At 74.2% G+C, this 16,136-nt stretch carries 12 protein-coding genes and 1 pseudogene; all 13 read left to right on the top strand.

Annotation, left to right across the window (positions count from 1 at the left end):
• Position 1 precedes the first annotated feature (1 nt).
• A complete protein-coding gene (gene cbiE, locus ABZ801_RS27425) occupies positions 2–1,291 on the top strand; it encodes a precorrin-6y C5,15-methyltransferase (decarboxylating) subunit CbiE (protein ID WP_360702923.1) in 1,290 nt (429 codons plus the stop codon).
• Positions 1,288–3,042: a precorrin-3B C(17)-methyltransferase gene (gene cobJ / locus ABZ801_RS27420; protein ID WP_360702920.1), complete on the top strand. Its 1,755-nt coding sequence runs from the start codon at positions 1,288–1,290 to the stop codon at positions 3,040–3,042. Before cbiE ends, cobJ begins: the two co-directional genes overlap by 4 nt.
• Positions 3,043–3,083: 41 nt before the next feature.
• Positions 3,084–3,251 (top strand): 4Fe-4S binding protein, encoded by a 168-nt coding sequence (locus ABZ801_RS27415; protein WP_344952708.1) that lies wholly within the window; start codon positions 3,084–3,086, stop codon positions 3,249–3,251.
• Positions 3,248–3,844 (top strand): precorrin-8X methylmutase, encoded by a 597-nt coding sequence (locus tag ABZ801_RS27410; RefSeq protein WP_360702916.1) that lies wholly within the window; start codon positions 3,248–3,250, stop codon positions 3,842–3,844. Before ABZ801_RS27415 ends, ABZ801_RS27410 begins: the two co-directional genes overlap by 4 nt.
• 81 nt (positions 3,845–3,925) lie before the next feature.
• On the top strand, positions 3,926–4,843 hold the full coding sequence (locus ABZ801_RS27405; protein ID WP_360702913.1) for a sirohydrochlorin chelatase: 918 nt from the start codon (positions 3,926–3,928) through the stop codon (positions 4,841–4,843).
• A 19-nt stretch (positions 4,844–4,862) separates the two neighbouring features.
• Positions 4,863–5,900 carry an Rv2231c family pyridoxal phosphate-dependent protein CobC gene (gene cobC / locus ABZ801_RS27400; protein ID WP_360703122.1) on the top strand — a complete coding sequence of 346 codons (1,038 nt, stop codon included), beginning with the start codon at positions 4,863–4,865 and terminating at the stop codon, positions 5,898–5,900.
• Positions 5,884–7,701 (top strand): nicotinate-nucleotide--dimethylbenzimidazole phosphoribosyltransferase, encoded by a 1,818-nt coding sequence (cobT, locus tag ABZ801_RS27395; protein ID WP_360702910.1) that lies wholly within the window; start codon positions 5,884–5,886, stop codon positions 7,699–7,701. Before cobC ends, cobT begins: the two co-directional genes overlap by 17 nt.
• 114 nt (positions 7,702–7,815) lie before the next feature.
• Positions 7,816–9,072 carry a uroporphyrinogen-III C-methyltransferase gene (cobA, locus tag ABZ801_RS27390; protein ID WP_360702907.1) on the top strand — a complete coding sequence of 419 codons (1,257 nt, stop codon included), beginning with the start codon at positions 7,816–7,818 and terminating at the stop codon, positions 9,070–9,072.
• A 64-nt stretch (positions 9,073–9,136) separates the two neighbouring features.
• Positions 9,137–11,113, top strand: a complete 1,977-nt coding sequence (locus ABZ801_RS27385; RefSeq protein WP_360702904.1) for an AAA family ATPase — start codon at positions 9,137–9,139, stop codon at positions 11,111–11,113.
• The gene (locus ABZ801_RS27380; RefSeq protein WP_360702901.1) at positions 11,110–12,807 is read left to right on the top strand and encodes an ABC transporter; all 1,698 of its coding nucleotides are present in this window, start codon (positions 11,110–11,112) and stop codon (positions 12,805–12,807) included. Before ABZ801_RS27385 ends, ABZ801_RS27380 begins: the two co-directional genes overlap by 4 nt.
• An 80-nt stretch (positions 12,808–12,887) precedes the next feature.
• Positions 12,888–13,349 carry a single-stranded DNA-binding protein gene (locus ABZ801_RS27375; protein ID WP_344952694.1) on the top strand — a complete coding sequence of 154 codons (462 nt, stop codon included), beginning with the start codon at positions 12,888–12,890 and terminating at the stop codon, positions 13,347–13,349.
• Between the two features lie 227 nt (positions 13,350–13,576).
• Positions 13,577–13,989 (top strand): annotated as a pseudogene (locus ABZ801_RS27370) (RidA family protein).
• A gap of 703 nt (positions 13,990–14,692) precedes the next feature.
• Positions 14,693–15,982: a GGDEF domain-containing protein gene (locus tag ABZ801_RS27365; RefSeq protein ID WP_360702897.1), complete on the top strand. Its 1,290-nt coding sequence runs from the start codon at positions 14,693–14,695 to the stop codon at positions 15,980–15,982.
• Positions 15,983–16,136: the final 154 nt, after the last annotated feature.

The following is a 16,136-nucleotide window of genomic DNA, read 5'->3' as shown; positions in this document are numbered from 1 at the left end:
CATGATCACGGTGATCGGGTACGACGGGTCGCCGCTGCCCGCCGAGGCCCGTGCCCTCCTGGAGGAGGCCGCGCTCGTCGTGGGCGGCGCCCGGCACCTGGCGGCCGTGCCCGTGCCCGACGCGGCCCGCCGCGTCGTCCTGGGCGACGTCACCGCCGCCCTGGACGAGATCGACGCCGCCGGGGCGGAGACGAACGTCGTGGTGGTGGCCAGCGGCGACCCGGGGTTCTTCGGCATCGTGCGCGCGCTGCGGGAGCGGGGGCATCGGCCCCGTGTGCTTCCGGCGTTGTCGTCGGTGGCGCGGGCGTTCGCGCGGGCCGGGCTGCCCTGGGACGACGCGCTGGTGGTGTCCGCGCACGGCCGTGAGTCGCGCCGTGCCGTGAACGCGTGCCGTGCCCATCCCAAGGTCGCCGTGTTGACCGCGCCGGGCTTCGGGCCCGCGGAACTGGCGCGCGAGCTGTTCCCGCAGACGCCCCGGACGTTCGTGGTGTGCGAGAACCTGGGCGAGCCCGACGAACGCGTGGTGCACGTGCGTCCGGCCGAGGCCACCACGCGCCCCTGGCGCGACCCCAACGTGGTGCTGGTGCTGGACCCGTTCCGTTCGGTCGGCGCCAAGGGATGGATCGCCGGGACGCCCCCGGGCCCGGCGACCTGGGCGCTCCCAGAGGAGGCGTTCGACCACCGCGACTCGATGGTGACCAAGGCGGAGGTGCGGGCGTTCGCACTGGCCAGGCTAGGGCCGCGCGTGGGCGACATGGTGTGGGACGTGGGCGCCGGCAGCGGTTCCGTGGCGATCGAATGCGCCCGTTTCGGGGCGGCCGTGGTGGCCGTCGAACGCGACGCGGCGTCGTGCGAACGCATCCGCGCCAACGTGCGCGCGCACGGAGTGAAGGTCGCGGTGTCCAGGGGCGAGGCCCCGCACGTGCTGGAGCATCTCCCCGACCCTGACGCGGTGTTCGTCGGGGGCGGCGGGCCGGAGGTGGTGCGCGCGTGCGCGTCACGGGCGTTGCGCAGCGTCGTCGTCGCGCTGGCGGCCGTGGAGCGCGTACGGCCGACCCTGGACGCGCTCACCGCGGAGGGCCTCTCCGCCCAGGCCGTCCAGCTCCAGGCCAACCGGTTCTCCCCCCTGCCCGGGGACGTGCACCGCCTGGCCGCGACCAACCCGGTGTTCGTGGTGTGGGGCGACCGTGAGCCGTCCCCCGTGCCCCCTGCCCGGGACGACCGAACGGGGCGCCGCCCCCAGACCATCGCCGAACTGCCTGACGACAGCGACACGAGGAGCGCACAGTGACGATCGGCATAGTCGCGGCCACCGCGGGCGGCCGCACCGCCGCCGACGCGCTCGCCGCCGCCTGGCCCGGCCAGGTGCGCCTGTTCACCGACGTCAAGGCCACCGACGGGCTGCGCCAGGCGTGGCGGACGTGCGACGCCATCGTCAGCTTCCTGGCCGTGGGCGCGACCGTGCGCGTGCTGGCGCCGCTGCTGGAACGCAAGGCCACCGACCCGGCCGTGGTGTGCGTGGACGAGAGCATGCAGTTCGCCGTCGCGGTGCTCGGCGGCCACCACGGCGCCAACGAGCTCGCCCACCGGCTGACCGGCGTGCTCGGCTGCACCCCCGTCGTCACCACCGCCAGCGACCAGGCCAACGTCACCCCCCTGGACTCCTACGGCGCCGACCTCGGTTTCACCGTGCACAACCCCGACATGCTCGCGCACGTCGGCGCGGCCGTCCTGTCCGGTGAGCCGGTGCTGCTGGAAGGCGCCGGCGACTGGCCGCTGCCTCCGCTGCCGCCCAACGTCCACCCGGAGTTCGACGACGTGGAGCCGTCCGCCGGGATCCTGGTCACCGACGGCGCCGAGATCTCGTGCATGTGCCACGAGGGCTGGTTCGGCAACCGGCTCGTGTACCGGCCGCCGTCGCTGGTCGTCGGGGTCGGGTCGGCGCGGGGCGTCGGCGCCGCCGAGGTCGGCGAGCTGATCGACCGGGCGCTGGCCGCGGCGGGCCTGGCCCCGGAGTCCGTGCGCTGCGTGGCGACCGTGGACCTCAAGGCCGACGAGGAGGGGATCCTGGAGGCGGCGCGGCGGCGCGGCTGGCAGGTCGTCACCTACCCGGCCGAGGTGCTGGCCCGCGTCGAGGTGCCCAACCCCTCGCCGGTCGTGGCGGCCGAGGTCGGCACGCCGAGCGTCGCCGAGGCGGCGGCCCTGCACGCGGCCCGCTCGTTCGGCCGCGGCGCCGAACTGGTCACCGAGAAGACCAAGTCGGCGAACGCCACCGCCGCCGTCGCGCGGCTGCGGCCGCGCGGGCGGCTGAGCGTCGTCGGGCTGGGTCCGGGCGCCCGCGACCTGCTCACCCCCCGCGCCGCCCGGACGCTGCGGCGCTCGTCGGTCGTGGTGGGCCTGGACCAGTACGTCGACCAGGTCCGCGACCTGCTGCGTCCCGGCACGCGCGTGCTCGGCAGCGGGCTCGGCCAGGAGGAGGAACGCGCGCGCACCGCCGTGCGGGAGGCCGCGGCCGGACGCGCCGTCGCGCTCATCGGCTCCGGCGACGCCGGCGTGTACGCGATGGCCAGCCCGGCGCTGGAGATGCTCGCCGCGGAAGGGGCCGCGCACGCCGTGGACGTCGACGGCGTCCCCGGCATCACCGCCGCCGTGGCCGCGTCCGCCCTGCTCGGCGCGCCGCTGGGACACGACCACGCCTACGTGTCGCTGTCGGACCTGCACACGCCCTGGGAGGTCATCGAACGCCGCGTCCGCGCCGCCGCCGAGGGCGACTTCACCGTCTGCTTCTACAACCCGCGCAGCCGCGCCCGCGACTGGCAGCTGGCCAAGGCCCTGGGCATCCTGGCCGAACACCGCCCGCCGCAGACCCCGGTGGGGCTGGTGCGCAACGCCTCCCGGCCGGACGAGTCGGTCACCCTCACCACGCTCGCGGACGTGGACCCCGCGCAGGCCGACATGTTCACCGTCGTCCTGGTCGGCTCCAGCCGGAGCCAGGACATGGCGGGCCGGTTCGTCACCCCCCGGGGCTACCGATGGGCCTAGAAGGCGCACGCCACCAAGACGCACGCCGTGACAGGCTTGGCGTGATCGTCACGGACCGGTGCCAGGGGTGCGGTGCGTGCCTGCTCACCTGTCCCGAACGCGCGATCCGTCCGCACGGGCAACCGCTGCTGGTGCTGGACGCGCTGTGCACCGGCTGTGGCGAGTGCATCGAGGTCTGCCCCGCCGACGCCATCGAGGAGTCCCCATGAGCGCGCGCCAGCCCCACCCCATCGAGGTGCGGTCCTACGAGATCCTGCGGTCCCGCGTCGACCTGTCGCCGATGCCGCCGCTGTGGCGCGCCGTGGCCGAGCGGGTCATCCACGCCAGCGCCGATCTGGAGTACGCGGTCGACCTGGTCACCACGGAGGAGCACCTGGAGCGCGGCCTGGCGGCGCTGCGCTCGGGCGCCCCGATCGTCACCGACGTGGGCATGGTCGCCGCCGGCATCACCGAACGCGAGACGCTGTGCCACATCGGCGACCCGGCCGCCGCCCGGATGGCGCGCGCGGCCGGCATCACCCGCTCGGCCGCCGCCGTCCGCCTCGCCTACGCCGAGGTCGGCCCGGGCGCGGTGTGGGTCGTCGGGTGCGCCCCCACCGCCCTGTTCGAGATCATCGAACGCAAGGTCGCGCCCGCGCTGGTCGTCGGGCTGCCGGTCGGTTTCGTCGGCGCCGCCGAGTCCAAGGAGGCGCTGCGCGCCAGCGGCCTGCCCCAGCTCAGCAACGTCTCGGAGAAGGGCGGCTCCGCGGTCGCGGCGGCGGCCACCAACGCGCTCCTCTACTACGAGGAGGACACCCCGTGACAACGCAGGAAATCTCATGACAGCGCAGGAACAGGATCGCAGCGCGCGCCCGGGGCGCGCCGGAGCAGATCGGGGAACGCAGTGAAACCGCCCATGCTGGTGGTCGGGCACGGTACGCGGGACGAGGCGGGCGTCGCGGAGTTCGGCAGGTTCGTCGAACGGCTGCGCCGCCGGATGACGGTGGACGTGGCGGGCGGGTTCATCGAACTGTCACCGCCGCCGCTGACGGAGGCGGTCGCCGACCTCTACGGCAACGGCCACCGTTCCCTGGCCGCCGTGCCGCTGGTGCTGGTGGCGGCCGGGCACGGTAAGGGCGACATCCCAGGCGCCATGGCACGCGAGCTGGTGCGTCACCCCGGCCTGTCGTACCGCTACGGCCGCCCCCTGGGGCCGCACCCGACCCTGCTCGCCCTTCTGCAGGAACGCCTGGACGCGGTGCTGCCCGACGCGGACCGTACGCCCGACACGGCGGTGCTGCTGGTCGGCCGAGGATCGACCGACCCCGACGCCAACGCCGAGGTGCACAAGGTCGCCCGGTTGTTCTGGGAGGGACGCGGCGCCTCCGGCCCCGACCAGGGTCACGGGCTGCTGTGCGTGGAACCGGCGTTCATCTCCCTGGCACGCCCCAGCGTCACCGAGGGGCTGGAGCGATGCCGGAGGCTGGGCGCACGCCGCGTCGTCGTGCTGCCCTACTTCCTGTTCCCGGGCGTGCTTCCCGACCGCGTGGCCGACGAGGCCCACGCCTATGGGGCCGCGCACACGGATGTGGACGTGCGCGTCGCCGACGTCATCGGCGACTGCGACGGGCTGGCGGACGTGGTGGCCGAACGCTACGAGGAGGCCCTCGCCGGAGACCTGCGCATGAACTGCGACACCTGCGTCTACCGCGTCGCCCTGCCCGGTTTCGAGGACCGCGTCGGCGCCCCCCAGACCCCGCACCACCACCCCGACGACCCCTCCGCCCACGGGCACGGACACGGGCACGTCCATGCGCACTGACTCGACGCGCACCGGCTCCATGCGCACCGACTCCGTGCGCACTGACGACGTCGACCTGCGCCACCACGGGGACGCCGAGGTCGGATCCGGGCTCGTCGACTTCGCGGTGAACGTCCGCCCCGGGACCCCTCCGGAATGGCTGGCCGAACGGCTGCGCGCGTCCGTGGCCGACCTCGCCGCCTACCCCGACCCCCGCCCGGCCCGGCGCGCGGTGGCCCGCAGGCACGGCCGTGCCGTGGAAGAGGTCCTGCTCACCTCCGGCGCCGCCGAGGCGTTCGTGCTGCTGGCCCGGGTGCTGCGGCCACGGCGCGCCGCGATCGTCCACCCCCAGTTCACCGAGCCCGAGGCCGCCCTGCGCGCCGCCGGGCACGCCGTGGAACGCGTGATCCTCGGCAAGGACTTCACGCTCGACCCCGCCGCCGTGCCCCGCGACGCGGATCTCGTCGTCGTCGGCAACCCCACCAACCCGACCTCCGTGCTGCACCCCGCCGAGACCATCGCCGCCCTGGCCCGCCCCGGCCGCACCGTGGTGGTGGACGAGGCGTTCATGGACTGCGTGCCCGGCGAACCCGAAACCCTGGCCGGAACACTTCCTCTGGGGGTCGTCGTCATCCGCAGCCTCACCAAAACGTGGGGGCTCGCTGGCCTGCGCGCCGGATACGTGCTCGCCGAACCCGCGCTCATCGAACGGCTGGCCGAGGCGCAACCCCTGTGGGCGGTGTCCACCCCGGCCCTGGTCGCGATGCAGGCGTGCTGCGAACCGTCCGCGTTGGCCGAGGCGGAGCAGTGGGCCGCGCACCTGGCCGTCGAACGCGACCGCCTGGCCGGGGAGCTGAGCGCACGCGGACTGTACGTGGTGCCCCGGGCGCGCGCGTCGTTCCTGTGCCTGAACGTGCCCGACGCCCTGGGCGTCCGTGCCCTGCTCCGCGAACGCGGATACGCCGTACGACGCGGCGACACCTTCCCCGGGCTCGGCCCCGACTGGCTGCGCGTCGCCGTCCGCGACCGCGCCACCAACGACGCCCTCCTGGAGACGCTCGGTGAACTCGGCATCTGAGCCCGCCGTCCCCTACCCGGAGCCGGTGCGAGAGGCCGTCTACCGGGCGATCGCCGAACGGCGCGACATGCGCGGCGGTTTCCTGCCCGACCCCGTGGACGACGCCGTCCTCACCAGGGTGCTGGAGGCCGCGCACCGCGCCCCGTCTGTCGGGCTCACCCAGCCCTGGGACTTCCTCGTCATCCGCGACGCGCGGCGGCGCGCGCGCATCGGCGCCCTGGCCGACCGGCAACGCGCCGCCTACGCCGAGTCCCTGACCGCCCCGCGCGCCGCCGCGTTCGACCGGCTCAAGGTCGAGGCGATCCGCGAGGCGCCGGTGAACATCGCCGTGACGTGCGATCCCACCCGGGGCGGCCGCAACCCGCTCGGCCGCCACGCCCAGCCCCGCACCGCCCACTACTCGGTCGCCTGCGCCGTACAGAACCTGTGGCTGGCCGCGCGCGCGGAAGGGCTCGGCGTCGGCTGGGTCAGCTTCTTCGACGAACGAGAACTGGCCGACGAACTCGGCCTCCCCGGTCACGTGGACGTCGTCGCCTACCTGTGCGTCGGCCACGTGGCCGAGTTCCCGCCCGCGCCCCAGCTCGCGCTGACCGGCTGGGCCCGTCGCCGCCCCCTCGCCTGGGCCGTGCACGACGAGCGGTACGGGCGGCGCGCCCTGCCAGGAGAGGACACCATGGACCTGATCGAGCAGACCATCGCCGCCATCCGGCCCCTGGACCAGGCCGCGATGCGCGACGCCCGCGACCACCAGGCCCGGCTCACCAAGCCGCCGGGGTCCCTCGGCGTGCTCGAAGAGGTGTCGGTGCGGCTGGCCGGGCTGGCCGGGACGTGCCCCCCGCCGGTCCCCGAACCCGCCGCCGTGGCGATCTTCGCCGCCGACCACGGCGTCCACGCCCAGGGCGTCACCCCCTGGCCCCAGGAGGTCACCGCGCAGATGGTGGCCAACTTCCTGGCCGGCGGCGCGGTCGTCAACACGTTCGCCGCCCAGGTCGGCGCCGAGGTCAGCGTGGTCGACGTCGGCGTGGCCCGCGACCTGGACCCCGCCCCCGGACTGCTGCCCCGCAAGGTCGCCCACGGCACCGCCGACATGACCACCGGTCCCGCGATGACCGCCGAGCAGGCCCGCCGCGCCGTCGAGACCGGCATCGAGGTCGCCCGCGACCTGGTCTCGGCGGGGGCGCGCTGCCTGCTGACCGGCGACATGGGCATCGCCAACACCACGGCGTCGGCCGCCCTGGTCGCCGCGTTCACCGGCCTGCCGCCCGAACGGGTCACCGGCCGCGGCACCGGCATCGACGACGCCACCCACGCCCGCAAGATCGACGTCGTGCGCGCCGCCCTCGCCCGCCACGGCCTGGACTCCGGCGACGGCGCGGCCGCGCGCGACCCCCTCGCGGCGCTGGCGGCCGTCGGCGGCCTGGAGCACGCCGCCCTGGCCGGGTTCCTGCTGGGCGCGGCCGCCCTGCGCGTCCCGGTCGTGCTGGACGGGGTGATCGCCGGGGCCGCCGCGCTGGTCGCCGGGGCGATGTGTCCCGACGCTCTCTCGGCGTGTGTGGCGGGGCATCGTTCTGCCGAGCCGGGACATTCGGCTACCGTTGCTCACCTGGGGCTTCGTCCGCTGGTGGACCTGGAGCTGCGGCTGGGTGAGGGCACCGGCGCCCTGCTGGCCCTGCCGCTGGTGCAGGGCGCGGTCCGGGTGCTGCACCGGGTCGCCACCTTCGACGCGGCGGGGGTGAGCGGCAAGGACGCCGCACCGCGCGCGGCGAGGTCCCCGCACGGTGACGACGGCGACGAGGAGTGACTGGGTGGGAGCACTCTCCATGAGCACCTCAACCCGAGTACCTTTGGTCCACAAACACCCGTGTCCGTCACCGGCGTCCCGGAACGCCTGCCAAGCCCCGATCGAGAGAGCGACGTGCCCCCCTACCTGCTAGGACTGCGACTGAGCGGACGGAAGGTCCTCGTCGTCGGCGGGGGCCGGGTGGCGCAGCGCCGCGTCCCCGCGCTGCTGGCCGCGGGCGCCGCGGTGGAGCTGGTCGCCCCCGAGGTCACGCCGTCCCTCGAAGACCTGATCGACGCCAGGGGCGGGGACGGCGCCGGCCGGATCGTCTGGCACCGGCGGCCCTACCGCGACGGCGACTGCGCCGGCGCCTGGCTGGTGCAGGCCCTCACCGACGACGCCAAGGTCAACGCGGCCGTCGCCGCCGAGGCCGAGCGGGCCCGCGTCTGGTGCGTGCGCGCCGACGACGCCGAGTCGTCCGCCGCCTGGACCCCGGCGTCCGGGCAGGTCGGCGACACCACCGTGGGCGTGCTGGCGGGCGGCGACCCGAGGCACGCGGCGGGCGTGCGCGACGCGATCGTCGACGGGCTGCGCGACGCCACCCTCGAAGCGCGGCACCACCGCCGCAAGCCGGTCGGGGTGGCGCTGGTCGGCGGCGGCCCCGGCGACCCCGGCCTGATCACCGTGCGGGGGCGGCAGCTGCTCGCCCAGGCCGACGTGGTGGTCACCGACCGGCTGGCCCCCCGCGAGCTGCTGGACGAGCTGCCCGCCGACACCGAGGTGATCGACGCCGCCAAGATCCCCTACGGGCGGACCGTCACCCAGGAGCGCATCAACGACTACCTGGTCGAGCACGCCCGGCAGGGCCGCTTCGTGGTGCGGCTCAAGGGCGGCGACCCGTTCGTGTTCGGCCGCGGCTTCGAGGAGGTGCTGCACTGCGCCCGGCACGGCATCCCGGTCACGGTCGTGCCCGGCATCACCAGCGCCGTGGCGGTGCCGTCGGCCGCGGGCATCCCGGTCACCCACCGCGGCGTCACCCAGGAGTTCCACGTGGTGTCGGCGCACGTGGCCCCGGACGACCCGGCGTCCACCGTCGACTGGTCCGCGCTGGGCCGCGCGACGGGCACCCTGGTGCTGCTCATGGCGGTGGAGCGGATGACGCTCATCGCCGAGACCCTCATACGCTATGGTCGGTCGTCCGGCACGCCCGTCGCCGTGATCCAGGAAGGCACCCTTCCGGGGCAGAAGGCGCTGACGGCCACGCTGGGCACGGTGGCCGGCGAGATGGCCGCGGCCGGGATCCGGCCGCCGGCGATCGTGGTCGTGGGCGACGTGGTGAACGTGGCACGAGAGATCGACATGATTCGAACGGACATGGGGCGGGATCCGTGACCAGGTACTTGACGGGAGATTCGGTCGGCCGCCTCTGGGCCGTGGCGCCCCGCCGGGGTGCCACGTGAGCGGCGCGGTGGGAGTCCCCGGCCGGCGCTCCGGGGAGGACGTCGCCGCCGAGGAGACCGCATCCTCGGCCGAGCCCGCCGCCCCCGCGGACACCGAACCGGGCGCGAAGGAGCCGGGCGACGCGACGTCCGGTGACAAGGAGGACGCCCCCGCCACCGGCGACACGCCGCAGCCCCAGGACGCCTCCGCCGAGCAGGAGCAGCCCCTCCCGCCCGGCGCCGTGGACCTCTCCCAGACCAAGGCGCTGTCCGGCCGCGGGGCGTCGTCCCCCGCCCGGCGCCGCGGGGCGGTGCGCCAGGGCGAGCTGACACGCGCCCTGCGCGCCCTGCGCGACCAGCTCGGCGCCTTCGAACTGGTCCTGGACGTGCCCGGCGTCGAGGAGGCCCGCGAGGCCCGGCTCGACATCCGCAACCAGCTCGACGACTACGTGCTGCCCCGCATCCAGGCCGCCGGCACCCCCATGCTGGTCGTCCTCGGCGGCTCCACCGGCGCGGGCAAGTCCACCCTCGTCAACACGCTCGTCGGGTCCCGCGTCAGCGCCACCGGAGTGCTGCGCCCCACCACCAGCAGCCCCATCCTGGTATGCCACCCCGACCACGCCCAGTGGTTCCTGGAGGGGCCGCTGCTGCCCGGCATGGGCCGCGTCCCCGGACCCGCGCCCGACGCCATCGCCGGCGACCAGCTCGTCATCATCTCCAGCGACGCGCTGCCGCCCGGCCTGGCCCTGCTCGACAGCCCCGACTTCGACTCGGTCTTCGAGGACCACTACGAGTTCGCCACCAAGCTGATGGCGGCCGCCGACGTGTGGCTGTGCGTCACCACCGCCGCCCGCTACGCCGACGCCATGGTGTGGCAGATGCTGCAGCGCGCCCGCGACAACGGCGCCACCGTCGGCGTCGTGCTGTCGCGGGTGCCGCAGGGCGCCGGCGCCGAGGTCGTCGACCACTTCGCCGAGATGCTCGCCGAGCAGGGCGTCGGCGACGCGCGCCGCTTCACCATCCCCGAGACCCGCGTCGAGGAGTCCCGGCTGCCCGAGGAGACCATCGAGGACCTGCGCGAATGGCTGGTCGGCGTGGCCGAGGACGCCGAGGGCCGCCACATCGTCATCGAGGACACCCTCGCCGGCGTCCTCGACAGCTTCCGCACCCGCGTCCCCGAGCTGGCCAAGCACGTCGAGACGCAGGTCGAGCAGCGCGCCGAGCTGGCGCGGCTGGTCGAGACGGCGTACTCCACCGCCCTCGCCGAACTGGACGAGGCCACCCGCAACGGCTCGCTGCTGCGCGGCGAGGTGCTGGCCCGCTGGCAGGACTTCGCGGGCACCGGCGACCTGCTGCGCTCCCTGCACGTGCGCGGCCGCGGCGCGCGGCGCTCCAACCGGCGGCGCAAGGGCAACCCCACCCGCGTGCGCGCCCTCAAGAGCGCCCTGCGCGCCGGGCTGGAGTCGCTGATCCAGTCGTCGGCCGAGCACGCCGCCGAGCAGGTCATCGCCCGCTGGCGCGAACACCCCGCGGGCGGCCACGTGCTGGCCGGCCCCGCCGCCGACATGGGGCACGCCTCGCCCGAGCTGTCGCGCCGCATCACCCGCGCCGTCAGCGCCTGGCAGGACCACGTGCACGAGCTGGTCCGCACCGAGGGCGTCACCAAACGCTCGGTCGCCAAGCTCGTCTCGTTCGACACCGAGGCCCTGTCGCTGGTGCTGACGATCGGGCTGCTCGGCTACGGCACGTCCGACGTCGCCGTCGAGGGCGGCACCAGCGCCGTGCCGCAGCGGCTGCTCAAGGCGCTGTTCGGGGCCGAGTCGCTGCGCGGCATGGGCGCCAAGGCCCGCGCCGACCTGCGCAGCCGCATCGGGATGCTGTTCGACGAGGAGGCCATCCGCTTCGGGCAGGCGCTCGACGCGGCCGGCATCCCCGACGAGACCGTCCCCGTCCAGCTCTACCAGGCCACCTACGACCTTGAGGTTGCCCGATGACCACCTCGGCGATCCCCGTGAACCCGTCGCCGGGCTCCGGCGCGACGCCGCCCGCCTCCGGTTCCGCCGCCGAACCGGAGCAGGCCGCGGCCCCCGCGCTGACCGAACGGCTCGACCACCTCGACGCGCTCGTGCGTCTCGGTACCGGCCGGCTCGACCAGCCGCTGCTGGACGAGGCGCGGGTCCTGCTCGACCGCGCCGGCCAGCGGCTGCGGCTGTCCGGCGAGCACACCGTCGTCACCCTCGCCGGCGGCACCGGCAGCGGCAAGTCGTCGCTGTTCAACGCCATCTGCGGGCTGGAGCTGTCGCCCACCGGCATGCGCCGCCCCATGACGTCGCGCGCGCACGCCTGCGTGTGGGGCCTGGACGGCGCCGGCCCGCTGCTCGACTGGCTCGACGTCGACAAGCGGCACCGCTACGCCCGCGCCAGCGCCCTCGACCTGGAACGCGCCGACAGCTCCCTGCAGGGCCTGGTGCTGCTCGACCTGCCCGACCACGACTCCATCCAGGCCGTGCACCGCGCCGAGGTCGACCGGTTCGTCACCATCGCCGACCTGCTGGTGTGGGTCGTCGACCCGCAGAAGTACGCCGACGCCGCCCTGCACCGCGACTACATCGTCCCGTTCGCCCGGCACGCGGGCGTCACCCTGATCGTGCTCAACCAGGTCGACCGGCTGCAGCCCGGCGAGGTCGACGACTGCGTGGCCGACCTGCGCCGCCTGCTGGAGGCCGAGGGCCTGGCCGACCCGCGCATCATCACCACCTCCGCGGTGCGCGAGGAGGGCGTGCGCGATTTCCGGGACGTCCTGGTCGACACCGTCGCCGCCCGCCGCGCCCGCACCGAGCGCCTCGCCGCCGACATCGACCGGCTCGCCGAGCGGTTCGCCGCCCACCGTCCGCCCGCCGACATCCCGTCCGGCGTCGACACGGCCCGCCGCGACGAGCTCGTCCAGGCCCTCACCGACGCCGCCGGGGCGCCCGCCGTCGCCGAGGCCATGGAGAGCGCCTACGAGCTGCGCGCCGCCGACTTCGTGGGCTGGCCGGTCCAGGCCCTGGTGACGCGGCTGCGCAGCGACCCGCTGCGCCGCATGCGCCTCACCGAGCTGCGCGAGGAACTGCGCGGCGCCTTCACCGGCCCGATCGGCGCCCAGCAGGGCGACGTCGACACCGCCCTGCAGGGCGTCACCGACGGCGTCACCGCCGACCTGCCCGACCCCTTCGCCCGCTCCGTGCGCGCCGCCGCCCGCTCCCAGGCCGGCGAGCTGCCCGAGGCGCTCGGCGTCGCGGTCCGCGAGGCGCTGCCCACCTTCAACCAGGTGCCGCGCTGGTGGTGGCTGGTCAAGACCTGGCAGTACTTCCTGGTGCTGGTGAGCGTGCTCGGCGTGGCCTGGGTCGTCCTGCTGGTGGTGTACGGCGCGGCCGGGGGCGAGTCGTCCAACCCGCTCGTCGGCGAGGCGGGGCTGATCCCGTACGTGGCCGTCCTGGTGGTGTGCACCCTCGGCATGGGGGCGCTCACCTCGTCGGCCTGCCGGAACCTGGTGGCGCTGTCGTCCGCCCGGCACGGCGAGCGCATGGAAGAGCACATGCGCGAACGCATCACCAAGGTCGCCGAGTCCAAGGTCCTGGCCCCGGTGGCCGCCGAACTGGAGCTGTGCACCGAGTTCCGCGCCCACGTCGACGCGGTCCAGAGCTGAGTTATCCACAATCGCTCGACGCCCTTCTCCCGCCGGCTGCGCTCCGCGACGCTGGAGTGACAGCCCGAGAGGAGGCCACGTTGAACGAGGCGCACATCACCGTGATCGGCTGGGTCGCCGCCGACCCGTACTACACCGTCACCGCCAACGGCACCCCGTTCCTGTCGTTACGGGTCGCCTGCACGCCGCGCCGCTACGACCGCGAGACCAGCCAGTGGCAGGATCTTGACACCATGTTCCTGACGGTCAACTGCTGGCGGCACCTCGCCGACAACGTCAACGGCTCGGACCTGCGACGCGGCCAGCCCATCGTGGTCACCGGCCGCCTGCGCATACGCCAGTACGAGCGGGACGGCCAGTGGCGTTTCTCCGCCGAGATCGAGGCCAGCACGCTCGGCCATGACCTCAACCGAGGCACCGCCGAGTTCCGCCCCGTCCACCGCGGCGGCGCCCTCACCGACGACGACCGCCGCGAGGCCCAGGAGGTCGCCGACCAGTGGGCCCTGGGCGGCGCCGACGAGCCCACCGCCGAAGCCGCCTGACCCGTCGGGACGGATTCCCGACGGCTTTCCGATGGTCCCGGTCACGTCCGCGCCGGGGCCGTCGGCATATCCCGGACATGCATGGCGGAAGCCGCCGCGGGAAGTCCGGGACGGCCGATAGGACGGGCTTCGACGGGCTGCTTCCCGCGCCCGGCGGGCACTCCATGGAACGATCATGCTGGGCCACCGTTGATCCAGACACCGCCAGACCCCATGATCGGAGCCCCATGCCCCCGGCCGTCCGGCTGATCCGCAACAACGACCTGGCCGCCGTCGACTACGCCTACGCCGCCGCCGTCGACGCCCCGGTACGCGCCCTCTGGGTGGCGGGCGCCTGCCCGCTCGACGCCGACGGCGAGACCGTCGCGGTGGGCGACGTGGCCGGACCCACCAGGTCATGCGCAACCTCATCACCGCCCTGGAGGGCGCCGGGGCGTCCCTGACCGACATCGTCAAGACCACCGTCTACGTGGCCTCCTCGAACCAGGCCGACCTGGTCGCCGCCTGGAACGTCTACCGCGACTACATGGGCTCCCACGACGCCCCCAGCACCCTCCTGGGCGTCGCCGTCCTCGGCTACGACAACCAACTGGTGGAGGTGGAGGCCGTAGCAGTCCTCCCCACCGCCACCACCACCTGACCCGCCCACCCTCCGCAGCAGGACACCTCCCGGCGTTGGCGCACAGCAGCGCAGCGATTCCGCCCGCCGCAGTGACCGAGACGCGGGCGCGGCCTCCCAGCAAGGGGCCGCGGAGCCTGTCGTTCCTGGTACAGCCGGGCCCCTGCCCGCTCGATCCCCTTGACGTGCGTCAAGGCGGGGCTTGAAGGAATTCCGCTCTCCACCTGCCGTAGCCCGGCGATGACGGTCCATTGTGTGATCTAGGTGGCGGCTTCGGGAGCAGTGGCAAATATGTACCCGCGAAGGCGCGGTCGAGATTCTTGGGCCGTAACGAGTTCCGGGTTTCTGTGGCGCCTTCATCGACGCCGTTCTTGGGGTGGCGTGACGGCTCGGGAAACGCCAGCGGCGGAAGGTACCGCCGAGGGCCGGGGACAGGGGAGTGGTGCGGGTCTTGGGCCAGATCGCGGGGCCGGCGGGGTGTCGATCTGCCTCGTGGGCGCCGGGCAGTGCCATGCCGCCGGTGTGGGCGGCGGGCTCAGATCCAGGAAACGCCGCGCATGATTCCTTCCCCCTCCTGAGGATGCCGGGGAGGGCGAGTTCGCTGCTCCGACCGCGGGTGCCGTATCGTCTCGCCGCTTCCGCGTAACCGAAGGTACCGGTTTCCAACCCGCACCGCACACGTTGCAATTATCGTGTTACACAACGTGATGCATTGGGGGGAAGGATGACGGCAGTGCAGTCGTCCGCCGAGGATCGTGGTGGGGAACTGGCGCCCACGCCGCGACGAGCAGCGCTGTCGGGGCGTCCGTCCCTGCTGGCGGTCTACGTGTCGGGGGTCGTCACCCTTCACCTGGCGCTGGCCGTGGCGGGAGTGCTGAGCACCCCCCTCCGCCTCTACGATCTGGTCACCTTCACGGCGCTGCTGGTCTGCGGCGCGGTCTGCATCGAGGCGTCCCGCCGCCTCGGCATGCCCGCCGGGGTGGGGCGGGACCTGCTGTCGGCGTGGTGGCTGCCGGTCGCGCTGCTGCTGCCGCCGGTGTACGTGCTGCTGATCCCGATCCCGTTGCAGTTGCTGTTGCACTTCCGCGTCCGGCGGACCCTGCTCTACCGCAGGGTCATGGTGACCTCCGCGCTCGCGCTGGCGGGGGCGTGCGCGTCGGTGCTGTTCCATCTCGTCGTGCCCGAACCGCTGGTCCACGGCGCCGCATGGGTGATCGACGGGTATCCCGGCATCCCCCTGGCGATCGGGTGCGCCGCGCTGTTCACAGTGATCAACATCGCGCTGGTGGCGATCGCGGCGTACACGGCCAACCCCGAGAGCCGCTGGCGGGAGGTGCTGTGGAACCGCGAGAACCTGCTGCTGGACGTGGTGGAACTGTGCGTCGGCGTGATCGTGGCGATCAACAGCGCCCTGTCGCTGTCGCTGCTGTTGCTGGCCCTGCCGCCCGTCGTCCTCCTGCAGCGCAGCCTGATGCACCAGCAGTTGCAGGCCGCGGCCCGCACCGACGCCAAGACGGGCCTGCTGAACGCGGCGGCGTGGCAGCGTGAGGCCGACACCGAACTGTCCCGGGCCCAGCGCACCCACGAGCCGCTGGCGCTGCTGCTGATCGACATCGACTACTTCAAGCGGGTGAACGACACCCATGGTCATCTGGTCGGCGACCAGGTACTGATCGGCGTCGCCAGCACGCTGTGCAACCAGCTGCGCGACTACGACGTGGTCGGCAGGTTCGGCGGCGAGGAGTTCGTCGTGCTGTTGCCGGGCGCCGACACCGTGGAGGCGTGCCGGGTCGCCGAACGCCTGCGCGGACGGGTGCGCCGGCTGGCCGTCCCCGCCGAGGAGGGCACGGTCGGCGTGACGATCTCGGTAGGGGTGTCGCTGTTCCGCATGCACGGCGAGGACCTGATCGAACTCCTGGCGGCGGCGGACCTCGCCCTGTACCGCGCCAAGCAGTCCGGCCGCGACCGCGTGTGCCTCCCAGCCGTGGACGGCCCCAAGGCTCCCGAAGCCTGACCCCGGCGGGCGGACACGCCTCTGTCGATAGCCCCAGAAACCCCACAGGCGCCGCCCCCGGGGCAGACGCGTGTCGGCGCAGGTCTCCGCCATGCCCCCGGCGTCACACACGGCCGCATGTCGTCATGGCCGTAACCCTCGTGCAGTACGGCTT

The sequence above is a fragment of the Actinomadura sp. NPDC047616 genome (genome assembly GCF_040642915.1).
In the GTDB taxonomy this organism is placed as follows: domain Bacteria; phylum Actinomycetota; class Actinomycetes; order Streptosporangiales; family Streptosporangiaceae; genus Spirillospora; species Spirillospora miaoliensis.
Note: the sequence above shows the minus strand (reverse complement) of the source record. Positions and strands in the feature narration are given on the sequence as shown.

Excerpts from the sequence above, each read along its gene's own strand:
- cbiE (WP_360702923.1), top strand. The coding sequence starts at position 2 with ATGATCACGGTGATCGGGTACGACGGGTCGCCGCTGCCCGCCGAGGCC.
- ABZ801_RS27410 (WP_360702916.1), top strand. The coding sequence starts at position 3,248 with ATGAGCGCGCGCCAGCCCCACCCCATCGAGGTGCGGTCCTACGAGATC.
- cobC (WP_360703122.1), top strand. The coding sequence starts at position 4,863 with ATGCGCACCGACTCCGTGCGCACTGACGACGTCGACCTGCGCCACCAC.
- ABZ801_RS27380 (WP_360702901.1), top strand. The coding sequence starts at position 11,110 with ATGACCACCTCGGCGATCCCCGTGAACCCGTCGCCGGGCTCCGGCGCG.
- ABZ801_RS27365 (WP_360702897.1), top strand. The coding sequence starts at position 14,693 with ATGACGGCAGTGCAGTCGTCCGCCGAGGATCGTGGTGGGGAACTGGCG.